This window comes from Arthrobacter liuii (assembly GCF_014639275.1).
Taxonomy (GTDB): domain Bacteria; phylum Actinomycetota; class Actinomycetes; order Actinomycetales; family Micrococcaceae; genus Arthrobacter; species Arthrobacter liuii.
This window is the reverse complement of the sequence record NZ_BMFW01000032.1, coordinates 1-21,928: the sequence shown is the minus strand read 5'-3', so window position 1 is coordinate 21,928 and position 21,928 is coordinate 1. Positions and strand designations below refer to the sequence as shown.

Below are 21,928 nucleotides of genomic sequence, written 5' to 3'. Positions count from 1 at the left end.
CGTATTCAAGAAAGAACGGCATTAACCAAGCTTTCTGCACCCAACCGGGATTCAGACAGGGCCAATGGTCCCGCCTGGTTAAGGTCTTACGCGTTCCCACCCGGATGGCGAAAGGGGCATTAGCCCTGATCGTCCGCCAAAGGAGCCTGGAAAGGATCGGAATCCCGGTCCCGGCATCAGCAACCTTGGGGCTGTGCGTGGCGGATCAGCCGCGGCCTTTTGATCACTCGCTGTCATGGGTACCGACTACTGGCCACCGAACCCCGCTCCCTGGAGCGGGCGTTTCCGGCCGCGGACGGCTGCGAGCTCGCCACTGTGTGCGGGTGTTTTGTATAGTCAATGGTTTTGCTAAGGTAAGCCTAAGCTAATATCATCGTCCGAATGACCACGCAGCTTGAATTGGCGCGGGTACCTTTCGCAGCCGATCTTTCGAGCTACGGAAACAGGCCTGCCATTATTGCCGACGGCCATACCGTGACCTATCGGGAATTGGCGCGACGCGTCGGGGAACTTGCCCGGCAGCTGGGCACGGAACGCCGCCTGATTGCCCTGGCGGCGTCGAACGAGGTTGAATCGTTGGTGGCGTACCTGGCTGCCCTGGTGGCGGGGCATCCGCTGATTCTGCTGCCTGAGGACAAACCCGCCGCGTTAGAGTCCTTGGTGGCTGCCTATGACCCGGATGTTGTTATTCGGTCGGCCGGTGGCCTAATCAGCCTGGACGAACGCCGGCCCGGGAGCGACCATGAACTGCATCCCGACCTTGCCCTGTTGCTGAGCACGTCCGGTTCCACCGGGTCACCGAAGCTGGTCCGGCTCTCCCACACCAACCTTCAAGCCAACGCCGAGTCCATCGCCACTTACCTGGGCATCACAGCGGAGGACCGGGCAGCGACGACGCTGCCGACCTCATACTGCTATGGGCTTTCGGTCATCAACAGCCATTTTCTGTGTGGTGCCACTCTTGTGCTGACCGGTCTTTCCGTCGTGGATCCTTGCTTCTGGGACCTGTTCCGGCGTGAGCGGGCAACGTCCTTCGCTGCTGTCCCTTACACATTCGAACTCCTCGAACGCATCGGTTTCGCAGCTATGGATCTGCCCAGCCTGCGGTACATCACGCAGGCCGGTGGCCGCCTCGGGCCCGCACAGGTCCACCGCTACGCAGAGATCGGCAGGCGGCAGGGCTGGGACCTGTTCGTGATGTACGGGCAAACCGAGGCGACCGCCCGGATGGCCTACCTTCCGCCCGACCTGGCTACGGACTACCCGGGAACGATCGGCGTTCCGGTGCCCGGAGGCGCATTTCGCTTGGAGCCAGTGGATGGCCTGTCCGACGGCGAGCTGGTGTACACCGGGCCGAACGTCATGCTCGGCTACGCCCAGACGCCCGAGGACCTGGCCTTGGGCCGGAGCGTTACAGAGCTGCGGACCGGTGACCTGGCGCGTAAGAACGAGGCCGGTCTTTACGAGCTGGTCGGACGGCGCAGCAGGTTCGTCAAGATCGTGGGCCTTCGGGTGGACCTTGGCCAAGTGGAGCAACTGCTGGCCGATATCGGTGTCACCGCCGCCGGCACCGGGACCGATGACAGGCTGGTCGTCGCCGTCGAGGGAACGCACGACAACCGGCTCCTGGCAAAAGTCCTTGCCCAGGGCATTGGCCTGCCGCGCGCCGCTATCGAGGTTTTCCCACTCCATGAACTGCCCCGCCTGGGCACCGGAAAGATCAACTACCCAGCCATCGCCGCACTGGCGGCCGCCAAGCACAGTGCAACTCCGCAACCAACCCCCAGGCTCGGCGGAAGCCAGGTCGCGCCGATCCCTCACAAGACCGGGACTGAGAGCGTCCGCCGTATCTTCGAGGACGGCCTCGACCTGACGGACATCAGCGAGGACGACAGCTTCGTATCCCTCGGAGGCGACTCACTCTCGTTCGTGGCCGTCTCCGTCCGTCTGGAGCAGCTGCTCGGCCATCTGCCACGGGATTGGCATTTGAGGACCGTCCGTGAGCTCGAGACCGGTGATCCCGCACCCCAGGCGCAAGGACAGCCAGCCACCCACCGCCACCCAGGGGAAAAGCGCTCCTTCTCCCCGATGGATACCAGCGTCATTCTCCGGGCGGTGGGCATCATCCTGATTGTCGGCACGCACATTGGCCTCCTTGAGTGGCAGGGCATGGCCCATGTCCTGATAGCCGCAGCAGGGTTCAACTTCGCCCGTTTCCAGCTCACGGGCCGAGGGCTTCCCCGTCTCCGTCGACAGCTCACCAGCGTCGCACGGATCGCTGTTCCCAGCATGGTCTTCATTGCCTTCGCATACCTCGTCACGGATCGCTACAGCCTCGCCAATATTGTCCTGCTCAACGCCATACTTGGCCCCGAACAGGTCACCACCGAGTGGCATTTCTGGTTCATCGAGGTGATCGTCTACATCTTGCTGGCGATGTCGGTACTGCTCGCCATCCCATGGATCAGCAGGGCAGAACGCCGTTTCCCGTTCCTTTACCCGCTCGTCCTGTTCGGCGTCGGGCTGCTCACCCGCTACGAAGTGGTCGAACTCGACCTCCCTCACACCCTTCCCGCCCTATGGCTCTTTGCCCTGGGCTGGGCCGTTGCCCGTTCCCGCGACCTCCCGCAACGCATTCTCGTGTCCGCGCTGACGGTCATCACCATCCCTGGTTTCTTCGACGACCCAAACCGTGAATTCACCATGATGGCCGGGACCCTACTCCTCATTTGGCTGCCAACCCTGCCCGTGCCGCGAGCTGTCAGTAAACCCACGGTCCTGTTGGCCAGTGCTTCCATGCACATTTACCTCGTCCACTGGATCGTCTACCCGCCCCTCGTCGGCACAAGCCCCGCCCTGGCCACGGTAGCCTCCCTGATAGCCGGACTAGCCTACTGGACCCTTTGTACCAAGGTTGCCCACGCAGGCGGCAGACTCCGGGCACCGAACACCGACCGCGCCACTGCCCAGTCCTCCGAGGTGGACCGCTGGGATGCCTGACCGGGTCTTTCAGATTAACGCTCGGTCTGGCCTGGCTTGTGGTTAGTTGATTCTGTTCTCGAATGCGATCGCGAACGCGTTCAAGGCCGGTTTCCACCTCGTGGCCCATGGTGCCCGGCCCTGCCTGGCGGGTCGCGGCGTCCCCAGTCACGGAACGGGGCGTACGCGGCCCGGGCATTGCGCCAGAGCCGGCCGATCGCCGGTACTCCGTGGCCCACCTGGCCTCGAATTCCCCCAACCGTTCACGGGAGCCGCTTCGGTCGGGGCGGTGTAAACGGGCTTGAGATCCCGGGAACTCGTCCCAGCGCTGCCGGGCGCCTAGTGGAGGGTGTTGCGAATCAGATGGATCACGCCGTCTGGACCGCGGACTGCCCCCCACCGTGGTGATCGCCTCGGACAAGCCGTTCAGCCCGTCGTAGACGGCGATGCACCTCCCCACGCCGCCGTTGATGATCTCGGTCAAAACCCCGAGCCACTACGGCGTGGCGCCCCCGCCCCCGCCGCCTCCGGCCCGGATTCCGAGGATGTCGCGTCAGCCGTTGACAGTGACGCCAAGGACGACCGCGGCAAAAGTTTCAACAAATCGGCCCGGTGTGGCGTGTGTTCGAGATCGCAGAACCCCGGCCACGGGGTGCTCTATTGTTGCGGCTATGGGAAGAGCATCTGCGTGCCGGTTCGACGGGGGCGTTGTCCCCTGGATCCGGATCACGCAGACATCGGTGAAAGGTAAGAATATGGTCAGGGCCATCTGGAACGGGAAAGTCATTGCCGAGTCGGAGGACACGGTGGTGGTTGAGGGCAATCACTATTTTCCGCGTGAGGCGGTGAATCCGCTGTATCTGAGGGGCAGCGACATGTATTCCATCTGCCCGTGGAAGGGGCAGGCCAGCTATCACACGCTGGAGGTTGATGGTCAGGTCAACGTCGATGCGGCCTGGTTCTACAGCGACCCCAAGAAGCGGGCCGCGCCGATCAAGGACCGTATTGCCTTCTGGCGGGGCGTGCGGATCGAGAAGTGACGTGCCGGGCTGGTCAGAGGTAGCTGCAGATCCTGGACTGGTCGCAGGCAGCCGGGTCTCCGGCCGCCACGGCATGGTATGAGGCGGCCACCCCGGCCCGGAGCGCGGTCAGTTCAGCGATCTTCGCATCCAGTTCAGTCAGTTGGCCGGCCAGAATGTCCCTGACGTGGGCGCACGGGGCGCTGCCGGGCTCCTGGACGGCAAGGATGCTGCGGATCTGGTTTACGGACAGCCCGGCAGCCCTTCCCCGGGCGATGAAATCAAGCCGGTCCACGCTGTCCTGGTCGTACTGCCGATACCCGTTGGTGCCCCGTCGGGCTGGCGGGAGAAGACCCTGCTCCTCGTAGAACCGAAGGGTCTTTGGCGTCATCCCCACGACTTCGGCAACTTCACCAATACGCATGTTTGGTCCTCTTTTCCACGATCATGGGCGAGCCTGTTTGGGGGCTCCTGGACGACCCCTACTTTCCAGTTTAGGTGAAGGTTTTCCTGGTCAGCCGAACGGCGGTGTCAGGTGATCCCGGTTTTTCTTGACCTTCCCCTACAGGGGAAGGTGCAGGGTGGGACCAGGAAGGACGAGCATCCGCCCGGAAAGCTTTCACGGCCGGCGGCGGACTCGTCGACTTTGACGCATCGGGAGGTTTCATGTCTCTATGCAACGTTTTGATTTTGATCTGGCAGTTGTCGGTTCAGGTGGGGGTGCCTTCGCTGCGGCTATCCGTGCCACGAATCTGGGCAAGAGCGTCCTGATGGTGGAGCGGTCGACCATTGGCGGGACCTGCGTGAACACCGGGTGCGTTCCTTCCAAGGCGTTGCTTGCCGCCGCCGAGGCCCGGCACGTGGCCATGGACGCCGGGAAGAGGTTTCCAGGGATCTTCGCAGATGCTGGCCCGGTGGACATGCCGGGACTGATGAGCGGGAAGCGTGCTTTGGTGGCGGGGATGCGTTCGGAGAAGTATGCCGACCTGATTGAGGACTACGGGTGGGAGCTCCGCCCCGGTACGGCCGCCTTTGCCGGCACGCCAGAGGAACCGGTGCTGGATATCGTTTCCGGCGACGGCACCCGGGGGACCGTCACGGCATCCCACTACCTGGTGGCGACAGGTTCCGCGCCGTGGGTTCCGGCGGTCCCCGGACTTCAGGACACGAACTACCTGACATCGACCGCGGCGATGGAACTGGACGAGGTTCCGGAGTCCCTGTTGGTAGTCGGCGGCGGATATGTGGCCCTGGAGCAGGCCCAGCTGTTTGCGCGGCTTGGATCGAAGGTGACGATGCTGGTCCGATCGCGGCTCGCCTCAGCGGAGGAACCTGAAGTTTCACTGGCATTGATGAGTGTCTTCACCGATGAGGGCATCCGGGTCATCCGCCGGGCCACATTGGTTTCAGTTCGTCGGGATGCGGTGACCGGCGGTGTGAAGGCAGTGGCAGACGTCGCCGGCAGCCGGCAGGAGTTCCGGGCCGCCCGGCTGCTGATGGCCACCGGGCGGCGTCCCGTCTTCGAGGGACTGAACCTCGATGCCGTCGGGGTGAAGACCGGGGACCGGGGCGAAATTCTCGTGCAAAAGACCCTGGCCAGCACCAACCCGCGGATCTGGGCTGCCGGCGACGTGACCGGGCATCGGGAGTTCGTGTACGTCGCCTCCGCCCACGGCGCCCTGGCAGCGGATAACGCGTTCAACGATGCCGGCCGGGAGGTTGATTACCGGCACCTTCCCCGGGTGGTCTTCACCAGCCCGGCCATGGCCGCCGTCGGGCTGACCGATAAAGACGCAAACCGCGCGGGTGTCAGTTGTGAGTGCCGTGTCCTGCCGTTGGAGTACGTTCCGCGCGCCCTGGTGAACCGGGACACCCGTGGCTTCATCAAGCTCGTGGCCGAGAACGGCACCGGGAAAATCCTTGGACTCACCGCAGTCGGCAAGGAGGCCGGAGACCTGGCCGCCGCCGGGGTCTACATCCTGGAAGCAGGCATGACTGTTGAACAAGTCGCCAACCTGTGGAGCCCCTACCTGACCATGGCCGAAGGGATCAAGATAGCGGCCCAGTCCTACACTACCGACATCTCCCGGCTCTCCTGCTGCGCAACCTAACCACGCTCCGGGGCAAGGCCGAACCAACGCGAAAGGCAGGAACTGATGGAAGAGCACTTCGACGTGGCCGTCCTGGGCATGGGCCCCGGGGGTGAAGTGGCAGCCAGCCGGCTTTTGAAAGCGGGCAGGAAAGTCGCCGTGATCGAACGCGAACTGATCGGCGGTGAATGCGCCTACTGGGCCTGCGTTCCCTCCAAAACCCTCCTCCGGCCACCCGACGCGAGGACCGCAGCAAACCGCGCGGCCGGCGTCACCGGAGTGTCACTGGACTGGGCTGCAGCGAGCGACTACCGGGACTACATGATCCGGCACCTCGACGACAAGGCCCAGGTCGACGGCTACACGGGGCAGGGCGCGACGGTCATCAAAGCTGAAGCCAGGATCATCGGGCCCGGCACCCTGCAGGCCGGCGACACGACGCTCACCGCCGACGACATCATCATCGCCACCGGCTCCGAGGCGGTCGTCCCCGAGCTCGAGGGCGCCGAAAACGTGACCACCTGGACCAACCGGGAAACCTTCACAGCCACCGAATTACCCAAGCGCGCGGTGGTGATCGGCGGCAGCGCAGTGGGCACAGAGACCGCCACGTTCCTGGCCCGCTTCGGCGTTGATGTGACCCTTGTTCACCGCGGCCAGGCCCTGCTGGAACGCGAAGAGCCCCGTGTCGGTGACCTGGCCCGGTTCCATCTCGAGGAGGCCGGCGTGAAGGTAAGGCTGGGCGCCCGGGCCGTCAGGGCCCGGCGGGAAGGCACCGGCAGCGTTCTGGAGCTCGACGACGGCACATCGGTGAGTACCGACATCATCATTTTCGCGACCGGCCGCAGGCCCCGGAGCAAGGACCTGGGCTTTGAAACGGCCGGGGTCACCCTCAATGACCGGGGCGCCGTGCACATCGACGACCATTGCCGCGCCGGGGACACAGTGTGGGCGATCGGCGATGTCACAGGCGTCATGCCCTTCACCCACATTGCCAAGTACCAGGGCCGCATCGTCGCAGACGCCATCCTCGGCCGCCCTCGGCCGGCCACCTACGAGGGCATCCCGCGGGTGGTCTTCGGCGATCCGGAAATCGCGGCCGCCGGGATCACCCAGGCCCAGGCCGACGAGCAGGGACGATCCACCGCGTTCGCCGAACTGGATTTGGCCAAATCCCTCACCCGCCCCTGGACCTATGAGCAGGAACCCCGCGGACACCTCGGACTCCTCACCGACACCGACGAAGGGATCCTCATCGGGGCCTGGGCTGTATCACCCCTGGCCGGGGAATGGATCCACCAGGCCTCCCTCGCCATCCGGGCCCGGATCCCGATCGCAGCCCTGCACGACCAGGTTGCGCAGTTCCCCAGCTACAGCGAGGCCTTCCAAATGGCCCTTGAAAACCTCAAATACAGAAAGGAAACGCTATGAGCACCGCAAAAGATGTCACCGATGCCACGTTCGACCACGAGGTGCTGCGATCGGACAAGCCGGTCATCGTGGATTTTTGGGCGGACTGGTGCGGGCCCTGCAGGATGGTCTCCCCCGTCCTGGACCAGATCGCCGCCGAGCACGCCGACAGAGTCGACGTCGTGAAGGTCAATATCGACGAAAACCCCCAGGTCGCTGCGGAATACGGCATCACCTCCATCCCGGCCATTTACCTGTTCAAGGACGGTGCCCTGAAATCCTCGGTGGTCGGCGCCCGGCCCAAGCGATACCTTGAGAAGGAATTCGCGCAGTACCTGCACTGACCGTCAGCGGAAAACCACGGATAACCGCGCCCGGGAGTGCCGCTGATACGTCCGTGTCACACGCCCCAGCAAGGTTGAACAGACGGTTGAAAGAGGTCAATGATCCCTCTGGGCAAACCGTGCTCCGCGCGTGATACCGCCCGGAGGCGGCTGGAACCTCACGCCCCGGCTCTGCGGCCACCGGCAAGCAAGTGCTACTGAAGGAGAACCAGCATGAAGCCCTCACTCATTGTTTTCGATGTCAATGAAACCCTGTCGGATATGTCCCCCATGGGTCAGCGGTTCGTTGACGTCGGTGCCCCGGCACCTGTGGCGAAGCTATGGTTCGCGACCCTGTTGCGGGACGGTTTTGCCCTCACCGCCGCCGGAGATAACGGCAGTTTCGCCGGGATCGGCGCGGAAGCCCTGCGCGGCCTGCTGTCCGGTACGGACCTGAACCGTGACACCGAGGCTGCCGTGGAGCACATCATGGCCGGGTTCTCCGGTCTCGGGTTGCACCCGGATGTCGTCGCCGGCGTCAAGGCCCTCCACGCAGCAGGGTACCGCCTGGCCACCTTGACCAACGGCTCAACCCAAGTCGCAGAGCAACTCTTTACCAATGCGGGCATCAGGGACAACTTCGAGCTGCTGCTATCCGTGGCGGATGCCCCCGCCTGGAAACCGGGCAGACAGTCCTACCAGTACGCCGCGTCCGCCTGCGGCACCCGGCCCGGGGAGATGCTCCTGGTCGCCGTTCACCCCTGGGACCTTCACGGCGCGGCCCGCGCGGGCCTGCCCACCGCCTGGATCAACCGGACAAGCGGGCCATACCCGAACTATTTCCAGGCCCCTGACTACACCGTCTCCGCCCTGGCTGATCTGGTCCCGGCCCTCTCCGCGGGAAACTGAGGCACCGCATGGCTGCTCGGTTGAGTTCGGAAATGCGGTCCCTGGCACACGAGTTGCGCTACGAGCCGACCCCGCGCAGGATCAGGGCGGATGCCGGTGGCGTAACCCTTGTGGATTCCCAGGACGCCTTTGTCGTCTTCGAACCGCGGAAACTGACACCTGTCTTCGCGGTCCCGGAAGCGGACATCGCCGCAGATCTGCTGGATGCCCCCACCGGCCGCCGGAGGGGAGGCCCGCTTTCACACTTCGCTGCGCACACGGCCGAGGGCCAGGTGCTGACACTGAGAAACGGGGACCTGGAACTGCCGGAGGCGGGGTTCAGGGTTGCTGAGGCAGACCTGGCCGGCTATGTCCTGCTGGATTTTGGTGCGTTTGACCAGTGGCGCGAGGAAGACGAGGTGATCGAAGGCCACCCCCGGGACCCCTTCCACCGGGTTGACACGCGCGCCTCCTCGCGCCGGGTCATGGTGGGCTACGGGACAACTGTCCTGGCCGAAAGCGTCCGGCCGGTTTTTGTCTACGAGACGATGCTGCGGGTGCGGACCTACCTGCCCCGGGAAGACGTCGACTTCGGGGTCCTGGAACGCACCTCGCACAGCACGATCTGCCCGTACAAGGGCACAGCATCGTACTGGTCAGTGATTGGCGGAGGATCCAGGGGCGAAAACATCGCCTGGAGCTATGAGACGCCCCTTCAGGACGCCGTGCAGCTTGAAGGCCTGATCGCCTTCTACGACGAACGGACCATCATTGATGTGGAAGGAAAGAGCGCATGACTGAAGAACAGGTACTGCGGAAAACAGTCAACGTCAACGGGACCGGGTTGTCCTACCTGGAGGCGGGCAGGGGCAGCGGCACGCCGTTGCTTTTGCTGCATGGCACCTTTTGGAGCAGAGTCTGGCTCCCGGTGCTCCCGGCCCTGGCCGCACAGGGCCGGTGTGTGGCACTCGACCTACCGGGCTTCGGTGCCAGCAGCGGCGAGTTGGACATCCACGCCGCTACCGTGCCGAAGCTGGCAGAGGCCGTGCTGGCGGCAGCGGACGCGTTGGGCCTGGATCGCTTTGATCTTGCCGGGCACGACATCGGCGGTGGAATCGCCCAGCATCTGACGGCTGCCTCGGGGCGGGTGCGGCGATTGGTCCTGATGAACTCGGTGATGTTCGACTCCTGGCCGGTACCGGCGGTTGAGCGGTTCCGCGACCCGGAGGTACGAGCCGGGATGGGAGTGAACGACATGGTCGCCGCCCGGGCCGAAACGACCCGCAAAGCCGTAAGCCGGGAACTGAGCGACGATGAGGTGGCCGACTACGTCTCACCTTGGAAAGACCCGGCCAGGGTCCGGTCCTGGATGGCAATGGCCGCCGCCGCGGATGCCCGCTACACCCTGGAGCTCGTTCCGGCTTTGAAAGCCGCAGCCGTCCCGACGCGTCTGGTCTGGGGCCGCGACGACGACTTCCAGAAAATCAGCTTTGCCCGCCGCTATGCGGCGGAAATCCCGGCAACAGACCTGGTCGAAGTGCCGGGCAAGCACATACCAACAGAGGACAGCCCGGGACAGGTAGCGGCGGCCATCCTCGAACACCTGGCATGACAGTACACGCCAGCCGCGCCCAGCGGTGGACAGACGGGATGACGCCACCGGGGAGGAAGAAGTGATGAGCACCAGGCATGGGACAGCACTGCAGCCCAGTAAAGGGAATGACGTGCCGCCGGTCCCCGGCTGTGATGCCGGGCCGGCGGGCAGAATCGGGTTCGTGCTTCGGGAACTTGGGCACCTGCCGCAGCGAACCACGAAGCCGCCGGTCCCCGGCTGTTCAGGGGCTGGCGGGCCACCGGCAGGCCCCTCGGGCGTGAGGGACAGAGGGGGAACGTGCCGATGATGCTGTTGCAGACGGCGGGGCAGAGCCTCCTGGAGGCCTTTTTCATGTTCTGGGCCACCTTGTGGGCCCTGATTTTCGGATTTACCCTGTCCGGGGCGGTGCAGGCGTTCGTGTCCCGGCACGAGATGCAGAAAGCCATGGGTGATCAAAGGCCCGGGACGGTGGTGCGCACCGGGTTCCTGGGGGCCGCGTCCTCAAGCTGTTCCTACGCTGCCAGGGCGCTGGCGAAATCGCTGTTCCAGCGTGGCGCGGACTTCACGACCGCGATGGTGTTCATGGTCGCCTCCACCAACCTCGTGGTCGAACTGGGTATCGTGCTGTGGCTGCTGATCGGGGGGCAGTTCGCCCTGGCCGAATTTGTGGGCGGAGCGATCATGATCGCCCTGTTCGTGCTGATCGCCCCGCGCGTTTTCCCCGCCGCCGAACTCGAACAGGCCAGGGAGCGGCTCAACGCCCGCGCTTCCGTCAACGGCCGTGCCGCGGAGTCTGACGAGGCCGAACGGCACGGGGTGGGCCTGTGGCAGCGGGTGCGGTCAAAGGCAGGCTGGGCCGATGCCGCCGGGTACGCTGTCTCGGACGTGAGCATGCTGCGCCGGGAGCTGTTCATCGGCTACCTGGTCGCCGGGATTCTGGCGGTCGCCGTCCCCGCTTCGGCCTATACCGTCGTGTTCTTCTCAGGTCACGGGTTCTGGACGGATCTGGAGAACGTCATCGTCGGCCCGTTCGTGGCGTTCATCAGCTTCGTCTGCTCGATCGGGAACGTTCCCCTGGCCGCGGCCCTGTTCAAAGGCGGCCTAAGCTTCGGCGGGACCGTCGCGTTCGTCTTCGCGGACCTCATCGCCCTGCCCCTGGTCATCGTCTATGCCAAGTTCTATGGACGCCGCATCGCCACCCGGATCTTTTTCTCGTTCTGGGCGGTCATGAGCGTCTCCGGCCTGGTCGTCGACCTGCTCTTCCGGGCCGCAGGGATCCCCGCTCCCGCCCGTCCCGCAGAGATCGCCCACACCTCCTTCGAGTGGAACTACACCACCTGGCTGAACATCATCGCCATCGCCGTCGCCGCCGTCGTGTACTGGCTGTACCGGAACAGGGAGCGCTTCGGCGGGATGGAGAAATACGCCAAGGACCCGGTGTGCGGGATGCAGGTGGAGCGCGCCCATGCCCTGCCACCCACACCCACGCGGGAACCACGTATTACTTCTGCTCCGACCGGTGCCACGAAAAATTCGTGACTGACCCCGAAAAATACATCAACCAGCCCGGTACCGAACCCATGCCACCAAGTGCCCCGGAGCCCACGGCAGGCCGTAATGAAGAGTCCTCCGGGACACCGGAAAAGGGCAGCAGCCTGGCCGCCGGCACGGTGACGGATCCGGTGTGCGGGATGAGCGTCGATACCGCCAACCCAGGCGCAACCCTCGTTCACGGCAGGACCTGCTACTTCTGCTCAGAAGGTTGCCGTGATGCCTTCGCCGCTGACCCGGCCGGTTCCTCACGCACCTGATCAGGACGCCTCGTTGGCCCCCTGGGCGCCTGCTGCTGCTGCAGTTTCGCCGCGGACCAGTTCAGCTGCTGCCGAGGTTCTTTTCCTTCAGCCATGCCGCCGCGGCGTCTCTGGGGCTTTGTTTGGCATCTCCGGAGACTTTGTCGTTAAGTTGCACCAGGTCTTCCGTGGTGAGGACCCGCGAGACGTTGTTGAGGATGTCCTTGGCTTTGCTGTCCACCCGGTCGCTGCGGAACAGGGGCAAAACCTGCTGTGCGGCGAAGTTGTTCTTGGGATCTTCCAGGGCGATCAAATTGTTGCCGGCAATCAGCGGTGACGTGCTGAAGATGTCCGCCGCCTGGATCCTGTCATCCAGCAGTGCACGGAGGGTCACGGGGCCGCCGCCGTCGCTGAAGGGCACAAACTCCTTCGGGACACATCCGTAGTTCGCCCTAAGCCCCGGCAGGCCCTGGGGCCTTCCCTGTGCCTCCGGCGGCATCCCCACCGCAATCCGGTCGCAAACCTTCCCCAGGTCCTCGAGGGTTTTCAGCCCGTACTTGGCTGCGGCTTGTTCTGTGACGACGATGGAGTCTTTGTCCTCAGCAGCGGCCGGTTCGAGCACAGCCAGCCCGGCCGGAAGCTTGCCCGGCAGTTCTTTCATCACGTCCGCCGCACTGGTTGCCGTGGCACTCTTGTCCACGTACCGCAGGAGATTGCCGCTGTAATCGGGGACCAGGTCGATCGAGCTGTCCTGCACCGCCCTGACGTAGACCTCCCGGGATCCGATCTGTGGCTTGGCCTGAGCCGGCACGCCTCCTGCGTTGAGGGCACCGGCATAAATTTCAGCGAGTGTCTCACTCTCAGGAAAATTCGCTGACCCCACCAGCAGCGGCCCCCCGGCGGTCGCCGGGCCTGTCTCTTGTTTATCTTGCAGAGGGTTTGATGGTGAGCTGCAGCCGGCCACGCCCAGAATGAGCAGGAGACCGGTCACGATACTGGCCGGCCGGACAAGAGAGTTCCACATAAGTCTTCCTTCAAAGGTAGATCCTGACTGACCGGACTGGTGCTGGCAAAGGGTCGGACTGGGCGCCGCGGTTCCCCCGGGGCCCGGCCGCGGGCCGGGCCCCGGGTGGAGCGGCGGGTTGCTAGGCGTTCAGGGGCGGTGCAGCGGGAACGTCCAGCTCTGTCCCTGCGTAATGGTTGAAGTAGTTCGTGAAGAGGTTTGCGGCGATATGCGCGTATGCCTCAGCGAGCTCTTCATCGGTCCATCCGGCGTCCAGTGCTGCCTGCCACACGGCCTCGGAGACGTTCCCGGTCCGTGCCGCCGCTTCCCGTGCCACCTCCGTGATGGCCGCCAATTTCGGGTCGAAGTCCACTTCACCGGCACGGATCGCGATGATCTGTTCTTCGGTGAGCCCGGCTTTGCGGCCCGACACCGTGTGCGCGCCCTGGCAGTAGTCGCAATCGTTCTGGTTGCCAACGGCCAGGGCGATCGCTTCCTTGGTCCGTGCATCGAAGGATCCATGCGTGGTAATGGCCTGCGATATGCCGTCATAGGCTGCGATCACTACCGGTGAATGGGCCATTCCGGCATGGATGTTCAGCAGCTTTCCCATCCGCCGTTGCATGGTGGCGGCCAGATCCTTGGATTCCTGGGGTGCTGTCTCGAGAGAATGTGCGGGAATGCGGGGCATGTGTAACTCCTTGATGTTATCCGATCTTGCCGGGTCAATGGGGGCTTTGGCCCGGGTTGGGGGTCCCCGGATACCCGCACGTGCGCGAACGATGGAGTGGCAGCAGGTCACGGGCCGCTGCTCACTGCTGCCGAGCTCAGGGCTGCCGCGTTCTGGATGGTGATGCGCCCGCGGCCTTGGCGGATGATTCCCTTGACTGCAAAGTCTGCCAACGCCTTGCTGGTCGCTTCCCGGGTTGCCCCGAGGAGACCGGCGATTTGTTCGTGCGTGAGGCGGATGGCTTTGCCCTGGCCGAAACGGCCGCTGGGCGCCGCAGCATCGAGGCTGATTAACAGGGAGGCGGTGCGGGCCAGGAGCGGGCGCAACGCGAGGTCGGTGAGGCGTTCCTCCATCCGGGCCACCTGTTCCCCGAGCAGCCTAGAAATGCGGATCGCGATGCGGGGGTCAGAGATCAGGTACCGCTCCACATCCTCGACGCCGAGCTGGCAAATGGCGGCGTCCTCGATGGCCTCGGCGTAGTTGTCATACATGCGCTGGCCGCCAAGCAGCATTTCCCCAAAGACGGCCCCCGGTTCCAGGATCGCCATGGTGAGTGCCTTACCGTCCTCCGTGAGACGGAAAATCCGGACCCGGCCCGATTTGAGGATAAACAGCGCGGTCACGGGCTGGGACTGGCTGAAGACCAGTTCCCCGCGCCGGAACATCCGCGCGGGCGCCATCATGTCCATCGCCCGCATCTCCTCAGCGCTGAGGTCCGCGAAGAGATCCACCTCGTTGAGACAGTTGAACGGATCATCCGGACCTACGGTGAGGGGGTACGGTTCCCGCTGGCCGGGGGACCAGGGCCGGGGGGCACCGATCGCGGCGTCCAGCCCCTCGTCCCACTTATCGCTCATCGGCGTGCTTCAGGACCCGGACGGCGACCACTGCCAGGATGATGCCGTAGATCAGGTGGCCCATGAGGGACCATCCTGCCGTCGCGTTCACCCTGAAGAGCGGCATGCCGAGCATCATGGGCATGATCAGCAGGGGGCCAAGAACCCACCAGAGCGCCCCGTAGGCCATGCCGATCAGCGCACCCCGGCCGTAGGTCTTCAGGAGCCCGGCGAACAGCACGCTCAGGCCCAGCCCGATCAGGATTGAGATCACCATGTGAATTCCGAGGCCCACCAGGGCGGAGTCCGAGCCGGCCATGGAGGCGATCATCGGAAGCATGCCCATCATGGCCATCAGCACGCCGAAGACGAGACCACCGGCGATACCGCCGGTGACGCCGGCAGTGATGCGCCGGGCAAGGTGGTGCGTGACTGCGTGGGGCTGGTGTGCCGCGGGAGATGTAGCGGACATCGTGGTGTTGCCTTTCGTTGAAGCGGAACTGCCTACCTTCGAAAGGTAAGCCTGGAGCAACGTGCCGCTCTGTAAACGTGGACACATAACGGGCTGTGGGTGGGACGGGGTATGGGGAGGGGCAACCCGGCCCTGGTGGGAAGGCCCGGTATCAGGCGTCAGCCCGCCTCTTCCATGACGTGCCCGCAGCAGCACGTCGGATGGCGATCTCTTCCGTGTCCCGGGGCCGCGCCTTTGGTGACCGTAATTTCGCATGCACAGTCCTCATCAGGGCAGCGGTAGATCTCACCTTCCTGCAATGCCATGGCCAGCTCCTTATCTCGGTTATCGATTGCCGGTAAATTCACGCTAAAACCTTCCCGTCAGGGGAAGTCAAGGGCGTGCCCGCGACGCTCCGTGACCGCGAGGGGGTGAGTGGAAGGAGTTTGCGCAGGCCGGCGTTTTCGGCAGGGTCCATCACGGAATGCTGGACGCACGCGGGGACCAGTTGGCCGGTGTCGGGGTGGCTCATGGTGTACATGCAGGCGCCGAGCCGTTCCTGGACCTACCGGGTTGTCGGGTCCTCACTAACCACGCCCTTCTCCAGCAGCTCCCAGGCCGGTGCGACGTCGGCCGCATCCATGAAGTTGTGCACCACGAAGGTCCGGAAGGACAGTTCTCCGGCGCGTGCGGCGGCGAAGATGTGGCGCAGGCCGCCGGCACGTTGGGCCAGGCGCTGGCCGAACTGGAGGATTACCGGGACGTCGGCCGGGTGGGTGAGCAGGGCCCTGATGATTTTGGCGGCGACGAATCCAGCGGGGTGCTCCGCCGAAGTACATGCCACCGAAATCAGCCAGCAAGCCGGTCCCGGGTATCAATATCGTCGAGGTTGTCCGGGTCAATCGGGGGCGCGAGGTTGCCGCCGGACCGGAGGACCAGTGCGGTGCGGTTGCAGCGTGTGTCCCCGAACTGGGTGCCCTTGCCAGGGGATCAGCTGCCCGGCGCCTTGCTCGATTCGGTCCCAGACTGCATCAATGGTGACTTCGGAGAAATCCTTGCCCCATCTCCTGTCCTCACCCAGGTAGGCGGCGGGCTGGAAGGAGAGCATGTCGAACGGCACACCCAGAACGAAGCCGGTGACGTCGGGGACCTGGTCGATGTTCGTTGGGGTTACGGTCATGTTGTGGGCGATGTAAGAGCGGATGCCGTGGTCCTTCCGGAGAGCCGTGAACATGGCGGCGAACCGTTCACGGTACGGATCCAGCTCGGCTTCGTTCCGGGGCCGGGGTGCTCCCCTGCGTCCGCGCATGAGGGAGGCAAAATGGGCGGAGAACGATATTTTCCGGAACCGCGGGTGTCCGGTGCGGTCCAGGGCGACGTCGAGGAGGGTCATGGACATCGGTTCGCGGCCGGCGGCGCGCATCGCTGTGAGGGCCGCTGCGTGGTCTTGGGCCGGGAGCAGACTGACTTCCCCGCCGATGAGCTGGGCGTGCGCGCGGGGTCCGCGGAGATGGCGGAGGAGCGTCATCTGTTCGGTCACCGCGTTGACGGTGTGGCTGCCGTCGATCCTGACCTTGTTCGCGTCTGCTGAGTGGTAGCAGGGTGTGCAGGTCAGGTTGCATTGGGAAAAACCCCGTGGGTTCCCTCGCAGCCCACCGCTGCCCTGCCCAGCAGTTGGGCCGGGGTTTTGACCCGCTCCGGAAGCCCGGACCAGCGCCGGTCCAAGGCTTCCCGGCTCTCCGGATGAACCGGCCTGGTCACCAGTTCAAGGTGGCCTAAAAGTGCCGCGATTGTGCGCATACCGGCCACCCTACGGTGAGCCAGCGCACCGTTAAGTAATCTGGGGCACAGACCCGGGCGCTGGAATCGGTCAGGATGGGTCTTTGTGGAAAGCTCCTGCACGGATCTGCAAATGTCCTGCCCGGGCGGAAGACCTAAGGACGTTGGTGCAGTCCTCTTCAACAGCCTGCCAGGGGTGTGCAGTTATGTCTGCCCCGCCCAGGGCGCACGCCGCCCACGCCAAGGGGGTGAGCAGCCGGGCCCACCCCTCCGGGACCTTCATGTCGACCACGGCCACGCGCGCCTCAGCTTTCAGCAATGCCTTGAGGTTGGTCCAGGCCCGCCGCCACTCGGGCATCAGCGAGAGCGAATAAGTAGCCAGCGCGGCATCGGATTCCGGCGATCCACCCTGTCCCTGGATGGTGGACCGGATCGCTGCGGGGTCCAGGAAGACAGCGTCGGCCTGGATAAGGATGACGTTCTTCCAGCCCGCTCTGGCGGCGCGCCGACGGGCCTGTTCAAGCATCTGCGCGCTGCGGTCGATGCCGATAATCGTGCCCGCGGGACCTATCCGCCCCCGAAGCAGGGCAAAGTTGAGACCGGTTCCGCAGCCCACATCCAGGACCTGCTCACCTGGCCGTGGCCCCAGCGCTTCAATGCCCCGGTCCCGTCCGGCCCGATACACCGGGTATTCACCCGAGAACGCGTCGTAAAACGGTGCGAATGCTGTGTACTTGTCAGGAATAACTCTCTCCTTTGAAACGGGTCCCGACCCCGGACCAGCAAACAGCCGCGGCTGCCGGAATCCCCCACGGGCCCGGGCATGCACAACCTGTAAGGAACTTCATGATGGCACCCTCTGATGGAATCGTTGACCTCCTGGTCCTTGGCGGAGGGACGGCGGGAATAGTTGGCGCGAAGACGGCAGCAGGTTTCGGCGCCCGCACGGTCCTGGTGGAGCAGGAGCGCACCGGCGGTGATTGTCTCTGGACCGGTTGCGTCCCTTCCAAGACGCTCCTCTCCGCCGCCGCGCAGGCAAGGAGCCGGCGGCTGGCTGGCGGTGGTGAAACCGACTTTTTTGCCGTCCGGGAACGCATCGCCACGGCCATCCAGTGCATCGAACCAGTGGACACGCCGGAAGCCCTCGAAGACGCCGGGGTTGAAGTCCTTTCCGGACACGTTTCCTTCACCGGCCCGGGAACGGCCGTCCTGAACGGGCAGGTCCTCCGGTTCCGCCAGGCCCTGATCGCGACCGGAGGTGAGCCCTCCCGGCCCGGGATCCCCGGGCTGGACCCTGCCCGGACCGTCACGTCCGAAACGGTCTGGGACCTCGCCAGCTTGCCCGCCAGGCTTGCCATCGTGGGCGGCGGGCCGATTGCCTGCGAACTGGGCCAGGCCTTCGCCCGGCTCGGCGCCGACGTCACCATGGTTGTCCGCTCCCGTATCCTGCCCAAGGAGACGCCGGAAGCGGTGGACATCATCCGCGCGAGCCTGAAGGCAGACGGCGTGACAATCCTCGAGAAATCCAGCATCAGCCACGCCACCAGCCCCGCTGAGGGGCACAGGCTGCATCTGAAGGACGGGACTACTGTTGACGCTGACACCGTGCTCCTGGCGGCCGGACGCACCCCCCGCACCACCGGCATCGGCCTCGAACACGTAGGCGTCCACCTCGACGACCGCGGCCGCGTGCTCACCAACCAACACATGCAGACCACCAATCCGCTGATCTGGGCGGCCGGAGATGTCACCGCACACCCGCAGTTCACCCACCTTGCCGGCGTCCACGCCAGCGTGGCAGCATCCAACGCCGTCCTGGGGGTGCGACGCCGGATCAGCCCTGTCATCCCACGCGTCACCTACACCTCACCCGAGGTCGCCGCCGTGACAAGCGGCGAGTCCGGACAATTGGTAACGTCCCGGACCGTATGGCATTCCCACCTTGACCGGGCCGTCACCGAGGACAGGACCGAGGGCTTCACGGAGCTTCTGGTGGGCCCCGGCGGCCGCGTCCTGGGCGGCACCATCGTGGGCCCCCGGGCGGGCGAATCCCTCGCTGAACTGTCCCTGGCCGTGCACAAGAAACTCACCACGTCCGATATTGCCGGCACCACACACGCCTACCCAACATACTCTGACGGGGTCTGGAACGCCGCCGTCCTCGATGTCCGCGAACGCCTGAAGTCCCCGCTCGCCCGCAACGCCGTCAAAGGGCTGGCCACGCTCCGGCGCCTGGCCCTTGACGCCCGCCGGATCAGCTCAAAGCCCGGTACCCGGCCACAACCCGATGCCCAGCACTAACTCCCACCACCAGGGCCCAGGCGGCGGCGATCACCCACGCAAGGTCCGGGAAGACCAGCCAGAGGCTGTGTACCACCACGGTCTCCGCTCCCTCTGCCAGGCCACCAAGAAACGACAGGGACCGTCCGTCATCGATCCGATGCCCGGTTTTCTCGGCAATGGATGAGAAGGCCAGGAACGCGGCGCCATTGATGTAGTAGGCGAAAAGGACCAGCAGGAAGGGCAGCCACGGGGCGCCGAAAGCGGCAGCAGCACCCATCCCGACACCGACCACCGTGGCACCATACACCACGACGTCCGCGCTGATGTCCCAAAAGCCGCCCCGTCCGGGGTCTTCCTCCCCTGATCTGCGCCGCCGGAGGCGGGACAGGGGCCCGTCCAAGCCGTCAGCGGCCCGGCACAGCAGCCACCCAGCCAGCGCGGGAATCCACCACTGGGCCGCGGCAAGCCCGGCGCTGGTCAGGCCCAACAACAAGTTGAGCCCGGTCAGCCGGTCCGGTGTAATCCAGGGCCGGTCCAGTGCTGCGGCCATCCGATCCAGCATGGGTCCTGTCCGTGTCCTCAGTGCAGCATCAAACACGTGCGCCCCCTTTACGGCGCTTCCGCGCAGCCACGACCAGCCCGGCAACGGTCAACAACCCAAGAACGGCCGCGGCGGCCTGGACTTGCCAGCCGAACTGCAGCCCGAAAGCCCCCAGTGTCACATAGCTGACCGTGCCGGGCAGGATGCCCAACGCCGTACCCAGCAAATAAGGCCACCATGCGACAGACGTCAGCCCGGCCAGGTAATTGATCGCAGTGAACGGCAGCACCGGCACCAGCCGCACACTAACCACCGCGACAACGCCCCGCCGCCTCAACACCTCATCCAGTCTCCCCACCCTGGCGCCCGTGTAATTCTCAACAGCCTCCCGACCCAACCAACGCCCCAACCAGAACGCAGCCGATGCACCCGGAAGCGCCGCAACCACCACCACCCCTACTCCCCCGACAAAGCCAAAGACCACGCCCGCGCCGATCGTCAGGACGTTCTTGGGCACCGGTGTAAGAGTCAGTGCGGCATATCCAAGGATGAAAACCGCCGGACCCCAGCGGGTGCCAGTGAAGTACGACTGCATATCCTCCATAGTTGGGACCGGGAACAGCAGCGCGGCCACGGCAGCGGCTGCAACAAAGAAAACCAACACCATAAGACGTGCCCAAGCACAGCGGTTGCCCATCATGACCCCCACCATTCAGGTTCCCGCATCGTCGCTCCTCTTGAGGTAGAGTGCGTCAGAAAACGCCTATCAGATCAAGCTAACCCCGGCTGACGTGCTGGTCTGTAATCTGTCGCCCATAACCCCTGACCGTCACGATGGAGTTGGTAGACACGGCGCACACCTTCCCATTCTGGGACTGCAAAAAACGGTCGTTTACGAGGCGGCGCTCCGCCAGACTGCCGGGGTCGCAACTCCGACCCGCTAAAGTGCTGCCGACCCATGGAATTGGGGGCTGACGCCCACCCACACGGCCTACGGCAAGGCGACCGGTCTTTCCGGCAGGATCCGCGCCGCGCTGCCCATGATTTCAATTTCTCTTGTAACGGTTGTTACACGTTTATACCGTGACGGAAGATCTCGTATGGCTGTTGGCGTTGGTCCAGATCCCGGCGCAGCCCTCCAGGCACCGGGTCTCGGTTGGCGGCAACTGCGCAAGACGGGTGCTGTTCCCATTTCTCCCGGCTGTGGACACTGCCCGCGGGGCCGGCCTTCTACGCCGGGATCGAACGAGCCAGGGAACTGTGCCGTGAAGGTAACGGTACGTCCCCGGGGCCGCAGCGCGGGATGCCACTTCCGCTGATCTTGTCTGTGCCATGCCACGCGTCCGTATCCGCAAGGCCTCCGTCGGAGCCGTCGGTGCCGGCGCTGTCAGGCGTGCTGAAAGATCCCTGGAGCAGAGCATCCGTGAGAGCCGCTTGGACTACTTGAACCACGCCAATTCCCTTCGCAGCATCGGATCCGAATGGCTGGCGGTCATGACCGGCCAATCAGAGCCAACCGCCGCACTGAACTAACAGTCAAAGGTGAGCTCGGTGGCCTCTGCGATTCTCGTAACTAGGCCTTGAAGCCTTCTGGTCAAGCGCTAGTTGAATCCTTAGTTAGAAGATGCATGGAGAGAACGGGTGTTCTGGTGGAGTACCAGCGCGGTGGACGCGAGGAGGGTCGCGATGGCCTGGGCGGTGGCGGTGAGGGTTTTGTCGAAAAACCAGACAGGTTCGTACATGGCGGGGAAGGGCCCGAACGCGGGGATGTCGATGTAGCGGTAGAGGACCAGGACCGCGAACCCGCCCCCGGCGGTGAGCAGTGCCAGGACCCAGGCCGGGCGGCTGCCGCGAATCAGGACGTAGAGCCCGGCCACCGCAGCGGTGACGGCTTCGGCGAGGAAGAGATTGCCTTCGCCGAAGCCTTCCGGGGCGGCTGACTGGTAGCCGGGGGCAAGGCGGAAGTGTATGACGGCGTCCACGGCGAGGGCGGCCGCGGCCAGGACCCGCAGGACAGGCCTGTGGCACTGCTCCGCAGCGGCCTGTTCAGCGGTTTGGTGTTCCCTGTGTCACCGGCGTCGCGGGCGTGGCCTTGGTCGGGGCTCATTTGACGGTCAGAGTTCCGTGCATGTTGGAGTGGTAGGTGCAGTGGTAGGTGTACGTTCCGGGTTTTGCCGGGGCGGTGAACGTGATGCTCGTCCCGGCCTTGACC

25 protein-coding genes are annotated in these 21,928 nt (G+C 64.8%); 12 read left to right on the top strand and 13 right to left on the bottom strand.

Going from position 1 to position 21,928, the window contains the following annotated elements:
• Positions 1-381: 381 nt before the first annotated feature.
• Together IEW19_RS19745 and IEW19_RS19740 are read left to right on the top strand one after the other, a co-directional pair.
• Positions 382-3,000 (top strand): AMP-binding protein, encoded by a 2,619-nt coding sequence (locus tag IEW19_RS19745; RefSeq protein WP_188573283.1) that lies wholly within the window; start codon positions 382-384, stop codon positions 2,998-3,000.
• Between the two features lie 734 nt (positions 3,001-3,734).
• Positions 3,735-4,019: a DUF427 domain-containing protein gene (locus IEW19_RS19740; RefSeq protein ID WP_188573282.1), complete on the top strand. Its 285-nt coding sequence runs from the start codon at positions 3,735-3,737 to the stop codon at positions 4,017-4,019.
• Between the two features lie 13 nt (positions 4,020-4,032).
• Here the strand turns inward: IEW19_RS19740 and IEW19_RS19735 are convergent, their stop codons facing one another.
• The gene (locus tag IEW19_RS19735; RefSeq protein ID WP_188573281.1) at positions 4,033-4,422 is read right to left on the bottom strand and encodes a heavy metal-responsive transcriptional regulator; all 390 of its coding nucleotides are present in this window, start codon (positions 4,420-4,422) and stop codon (positions 4,033-4,035) included.
• A 250-nt stretch (positions 4,423-4,672) separates the two neighbouring features.
• Here IEW19_RS19735 and merA point away from each other — a divergent pair, with 250 nt between their 5' ends.
• The 8 genes from merA to IEW19_RS19695 all read left to right on the top strand — a co-directional run bounded on the left by merA (position 4,673) and on the right by IEW19_RS19695 (position 12,114).
• Positions 4,673-6,109, top strand: coding sequence for a mercury(II) reductase (gene merA / locus IEW19_RS19730; protein ID WP_188573280.1), 1,437 nt, complete (start codon positions 4,673-4,675; stop codon positions 6,107-6,109).
• A 45-nt stretch (positions 6,110-6,154) separates the two neighbouring features.
• On the top strand, positions 6,155-7,519 hold the full coding sequence (locus IEW19_RS19725; RefSeq protein ID WP_188573279.1) for a dihydrolipoyl dehydrogenase family protein: 1,365 nt from the start codon (positions 6,155-6,157) through the stop codon (positions 7,517-7,519).
• Positions 7,516-7,842, top strand: a complete 327-nt coding sequence (trxA, locus tag IEW19_RS19720; protein ID WP_188573278.1) for a thioredoxin — start codon at positions 7,516-7,518, stop codon at positions 7,840-7,842. The genes IEW19_RS19725 and trxA overlap by 4 nt, the downstream gene beginning before the upstream one ends.
• Positions 7,843-8,055: 213 nt before the next feature.
• Positions 8,056-8,730: a haloacid dehalogenase type II gene (locus IEW19_RS19715; protein ID WP_188573277.1), complete on the top strand. Its 675-nt coding sequence runs from the start codon at positions 8,056-8,058 to the stop codon at positions 8,728-8,730.
• 32 nt (positions 8,731-8,762) lie between these two features.
• Positions 8,763-9,506, top strand: a complete 744-nt coding sequence (locus tag IEW19_RS19710; protein WP_229748610.1) for a DUF427 domain-containing protein — start codon at positions 8,763-8,765, stop codon at positions 9,504-9,506.
• Positions 9,503-10,321 carry an alpha/beta fold hydrolase gene (locus tag IEW19_RS19705; RefSeq protein ID WP_188573275.1) on the top strand — a complete coding sequence of 273 codons (819 nt, stop codon included), beginning with the start codon at positions 9,503-9,505 and terminating at the stop codon, positions 10,319-10,321. The genes IEW19_RS19710 and IEW19_RS19705 overlap by 4 nt, the downstream gene beginning before the upstream one ends.
• A 285-nt stretch (positions 10,322-10,606) precedes the next feature.
• Positions 10,607-11,842 carry a permease gene (locus tag IEW19_RS19700; RefSeq protein ID WP_188573274.1) on the top strand — a complete coding sequence of 412 codons (1,236 nt, stop codon included), beginning with the start codon at positions 10,607-10,609 and terminating at the stop codon, positions 11,840-11,842.
• A complete protein-coding gene (locus IEW19_RS19695) occupies positions 11,743-12,114 on the top strand; it encodes a YHS domain-containing protein (RefSeq protein ID WP_188573273.1) in 372 nt (123 codons plus the stop codon). The genes IEW19_RS19700 and IEW19_RS19695 overlap by 100 nt, the downstream gene beginning before the upstream one ends.
• Before the next feature lie 61 nt (positions 12,115-12,175).
• On the opposite strand, the gene IEW19_RS19690 is transcribed toward IEW19_RS19695, so the two are convergent.
• The 8 genes from IEW19_RS19690 to IEW19_RS19655 all read right to left on the bottom strand — a co-directional run bounded on the left by IEW19_RS19690 (position 12,176) and on the right by IEW19_RS19655 (position 17,577).
• On the bottom strand, positions 12,176-13,117 hold the full coding sequence (locus tag IEW19_RS19690; protein ID WP_188573272.1) for an ABC transporter substrate-binding protein: 942 nt from the start codon (positions 13,115-13,117) through the stop codon (positions 12,176-12,178).
• 121 nt (positions 13,118-13,238) lie between these two features.
• Complete coding sequence (locus IEW19_RS19685) at positions 13,239-13,787, bottom strand: carboxymuconolactone decarboxylase family protein (protein ID WP_188573271.1); 549 nt, start codon at positions 13,785-13,787, stop codon at positions 13,239-13,241.
• A gap of 107 nt (positions 13,788-13,894) precedes the next feature.
• A complete protein-coding gene (locus IEW19_RS19680; RefSeq protein ID WP_188573270.1) occupies positions 13,895-14,683 on the bottom strand; it encodes a Crp/Fnr family transcriptional regulator in 789 nt (262 codons plus the stop codon).
• Positions 14,673-15,134 (bottom strand): hypothetical protein, encoded by a 462-nt coding sequence (locus tag IEW19_RS19675; protein ID WP_229748608.1) that lies wholly within the window; start codon positions 15,132-15,134, stop codon positions 14,673-14,675. The genes IEW19_RS19680 and IEW19_RS19675 overlap by 11 nt, the downstream gene beginning before the upstream one ends.
• Positions 15,135-15,678: 544 nt before the next feature.
• Positions 15,679-15,957: a hypothetical protein gene (locus IEW19_RS19670; RefSeq protein ID WP_188573269.1), complete on the bottom strand. Its 279-nt coding sequence runs from the start codon at positions 15,955-15,957 to the stop codon at positions 15,679-15,681.
• Positions 15,958-16,011: 54 nt separating this feature from the next.
• Complete coding sequence (locus tag IEW19_RS19665) at positions 16,012-16,653, bottom strand: hypothetical protein (RefSeq protein WP_188573268.1); 642 nt, start codon at positions 16,651-16,653, stop codon at positions 16,012-16,014.
• Between the two features lie 71 nt (positions 16,654-16,724).
• Positions 16,725-16,913: a hypothetical protein gene (locus IEW19_RS19660; RefSeq protein ID WP_188573267.1), complete on the bottom strand. Its 189-nt coding sequence runs from the start codon at positions 16,911-16,913 to the stop codon at positions 16,725-16,727.
• A gap of 70 nt (positions 16,914-16,983) precedes the next feature.
• On the bottom strand, positions 16,984-17,577 hold the full coding sequence (locus tag IEW19_RS19655; RefSeq protein WP_229748607.1) for a class I SAM-dependent methyltransferase: 594 nt from the start codon (positions 17,575-17,577) through the stop codon (positions 16,984-16,986).
• A gap of 161 nt (positions 17,578-17,738) precedes the next feature.
• Here IEW19_RS19655 and IEW19_RS19650 point away from each other — a divergent pair, with 161 nt between their 5' ends.
• Positions 17,739-19,193, top strand: coding sequence for a dihydrolipoyl dehydrogenase family protein (locus IEW19_RS19650; protein WP_229748606.1), 1,455 nt, complete (start codon positions 17,739-17,741; stop codon positions 19,191-19,193).
• On the opposite strand, the gene IEW19_RS19645 is transcribed toward IEW19_RS19650, so the two are convergent.
• Positions 19,147-19,737: a CDP-alcohol phosphatidyltransferase family protein gene (locus IEW19_RS19645; protein WP_188573265.1), complete on the bottom strand. Its 591-nt coding sequence runs from the start codon at positions 19,735-19,737 to the stop codon at positions 19,147-19,149. The two genes, IEW19_RS19650 and IEW19_RS19645, sit on opposite strands and share 47 nt — an antisense overlap.
• Before the next feature lie 28 nt (positions 19,738-19,765).
• Positions 19,766-20,416: a TVP38/TMEM64 family protein gene (locus IEW19_RS19640; protein WP_188573264.1), complete on the bottom strand. Its 651-nt coding sequence runs from the start codon at positions 20,414-20,416 to the stop codon at positions 19,766-19,768.
• A 632-nt stretch (positions 20,417-21,048) separates the two neighbouring features.
• On the opposite strand from IEW19_RS19640, the gene IEW19_RS19635 reads away from it, so the two are divergent.
• Complete coding sequence (locus IEW19_RS19635) at positions 21,049-21,249, top strand: hypothetical protein (protein WP_188573263.1); 201 nt, start codon at positions 21,049-21,051, stop codon at positions 21,247-21,249.
• A gap of 80 nt (positions 21,250-21,329) precedes the next feature.
• Here the strand turns inward: IEW19_RS19635 and IEW19_RS19630 are convergent, their stop codons facing one another.
• The gene (locus tag IEW19_RS19630; protein ID WP_229748605.1) at positions 21,330-21,698 is read right to left on the bottom strand and encodes a hypothetical protein; all 369 of its coding nucleotides are present in this window, start codon (positions 21,696-21,698) and stop codon (positions 21,330-21,332) included.
• Between the two features lie 121 nt (positions 21,699-21,819).
• The coding region (locus IEW19_RS24315) for a cupredoxin domain-containing protein (protein ID WP_188573155.1) at positions 21,820-21,928 on the bottom strand (109 nt) is incomplete at its 5' end.

Bases quoted from the DNA above. Each gene is read 5' to 3' on its own strand.
- IEW19_RS19740 (WP_188573282.1), top strand. From the start codon at position 3,735: ATGGTCAGGGCCATCTGGAACGGGAAAGTCATTGCCGAGTCGGAGGAC.
- merA (WP_188573280.1), top strand. From the start codon at position 4,673: ATGCAACGTTTTGATTTTGATCTGGCAGTTGTCGGTTCAGGTGGGGGT.
- IEW19_RS19675 (WP_229748608.1), bottom strand. From the start codon at position 15,134: ATGTCCGCTACATCTCCCGCGGCACACCAGCCCCACGCAGTCACGCAC.
- IEW19_RS19735 (WP_188573281.1), bottom strand. From the start codon at position 4,422: ATGCGTATTGGTGAAGTTGCCGAAGTCGTGGGGATGACGCCAAAGACC.
- IEW19_RS19745 (WP_188573283.1), top strand. From the start codon at position 382: ATGACCACGCAGCTTGAATTGGCGCGGGTACCTTTCGCAGCCGATCTT.
- IEW19_RS19640 (WP_188573264.1), bottom strand. From the start codon at position 20,416: ATGATGGGCAACCGCTGTGCTTGGGCACGTCTTATGGTGTTGGTTTTC.
- IEW19_RS19725 (WP_188573279.1), top strand. From the start codon at position 6,155: ATGGAAGAGCACTTCGACGTGGCCGTCCTGGGCATGGGCCCCGGGGGT.
- IEW19_RS19710 (WP_229748610.1), top strand. From the start codon at position 8,763: ATGCGGTCCCTGGCACACGAGTTGCGCTACGAGCCGACCCCGCGCAGG.
- IEW19_RS19650 (WP_229748606.1), top strand. From the start codon at position 17,739: ATGATGGCACCCTCTGATGGAATCGTTGACCTCCTGGTCCTTGGCGGA.
- IEW19_RS19680 (WP_188573270.1), bottom strand. From the start codon at position 14,683: ATGAGCGATAAGTGGGACGAGGGGCTGGACGCCGCGATCGGTGCCCCC.
- IEW19_RS19685 (WP_188573271.1), bottom strand. From the start codon at position 13,787: ATGCCCCGCATTCCCGCACATTCTCTCGAGACAGCACCCCAGGAATCC.
- trxA (WP_188573278.1), top strand. From the start codon at position 7,516: ATGAGCACCGCAAAAGATGTCACCGATGCCACGTTCGACCACGAGGTG.
- IEW19_RS19645 (WP_188573265.1), bottom strand. From the start codon at position 19,737: ATGCTGGATCGGATGGCCGCAGCACTGGACCGGCCCTGGATTACACCG.
- IEW19_RS19690 (WP_188573272.1), bottom strand. From the start codon at position 13,117: ATGTGGAACTCTCTTGTCCGGCCGGCCAGTATCGTGACCGGTCTCCTG.
- IEW19_RS19635 (WP_188573263.1), top strand. From the start codon at position 21,049: ATGCCACGCGTCCGTATCCGCAAGGCCTCCGTCGGAGCCGTCGGTGCC.
- IEW19_RS19715 (WP_188573277.1), top strand. From the start codon at position 8,056: ATGAAGCCCTCACTCATTGTTTTCGATGTCAATGAAACCCTGTCGGAT.
- IEW19_RS19705 (WP_188573275.1), top strand. From the start codon at position 9,503: ATGACTGAAGAACAGGTACTGCGGAAAACAGTCAACGTCAACGGGACC.
- IEW19_RS19700 (WP_188573274.1), top strand. From the start codon at position 10,607: ATGATGCTGTTGCAGACGGCGGGGCAGAGCCTCCTGGAGGCCTTTTTC.
- IEW19_RS19660 (WP_188573267.1), bottom strand. From the start codon at position 16,913: ATGCGCACAATCGCGGCACTTTTAGGCCACCTTGAACTGGTGACCAGG.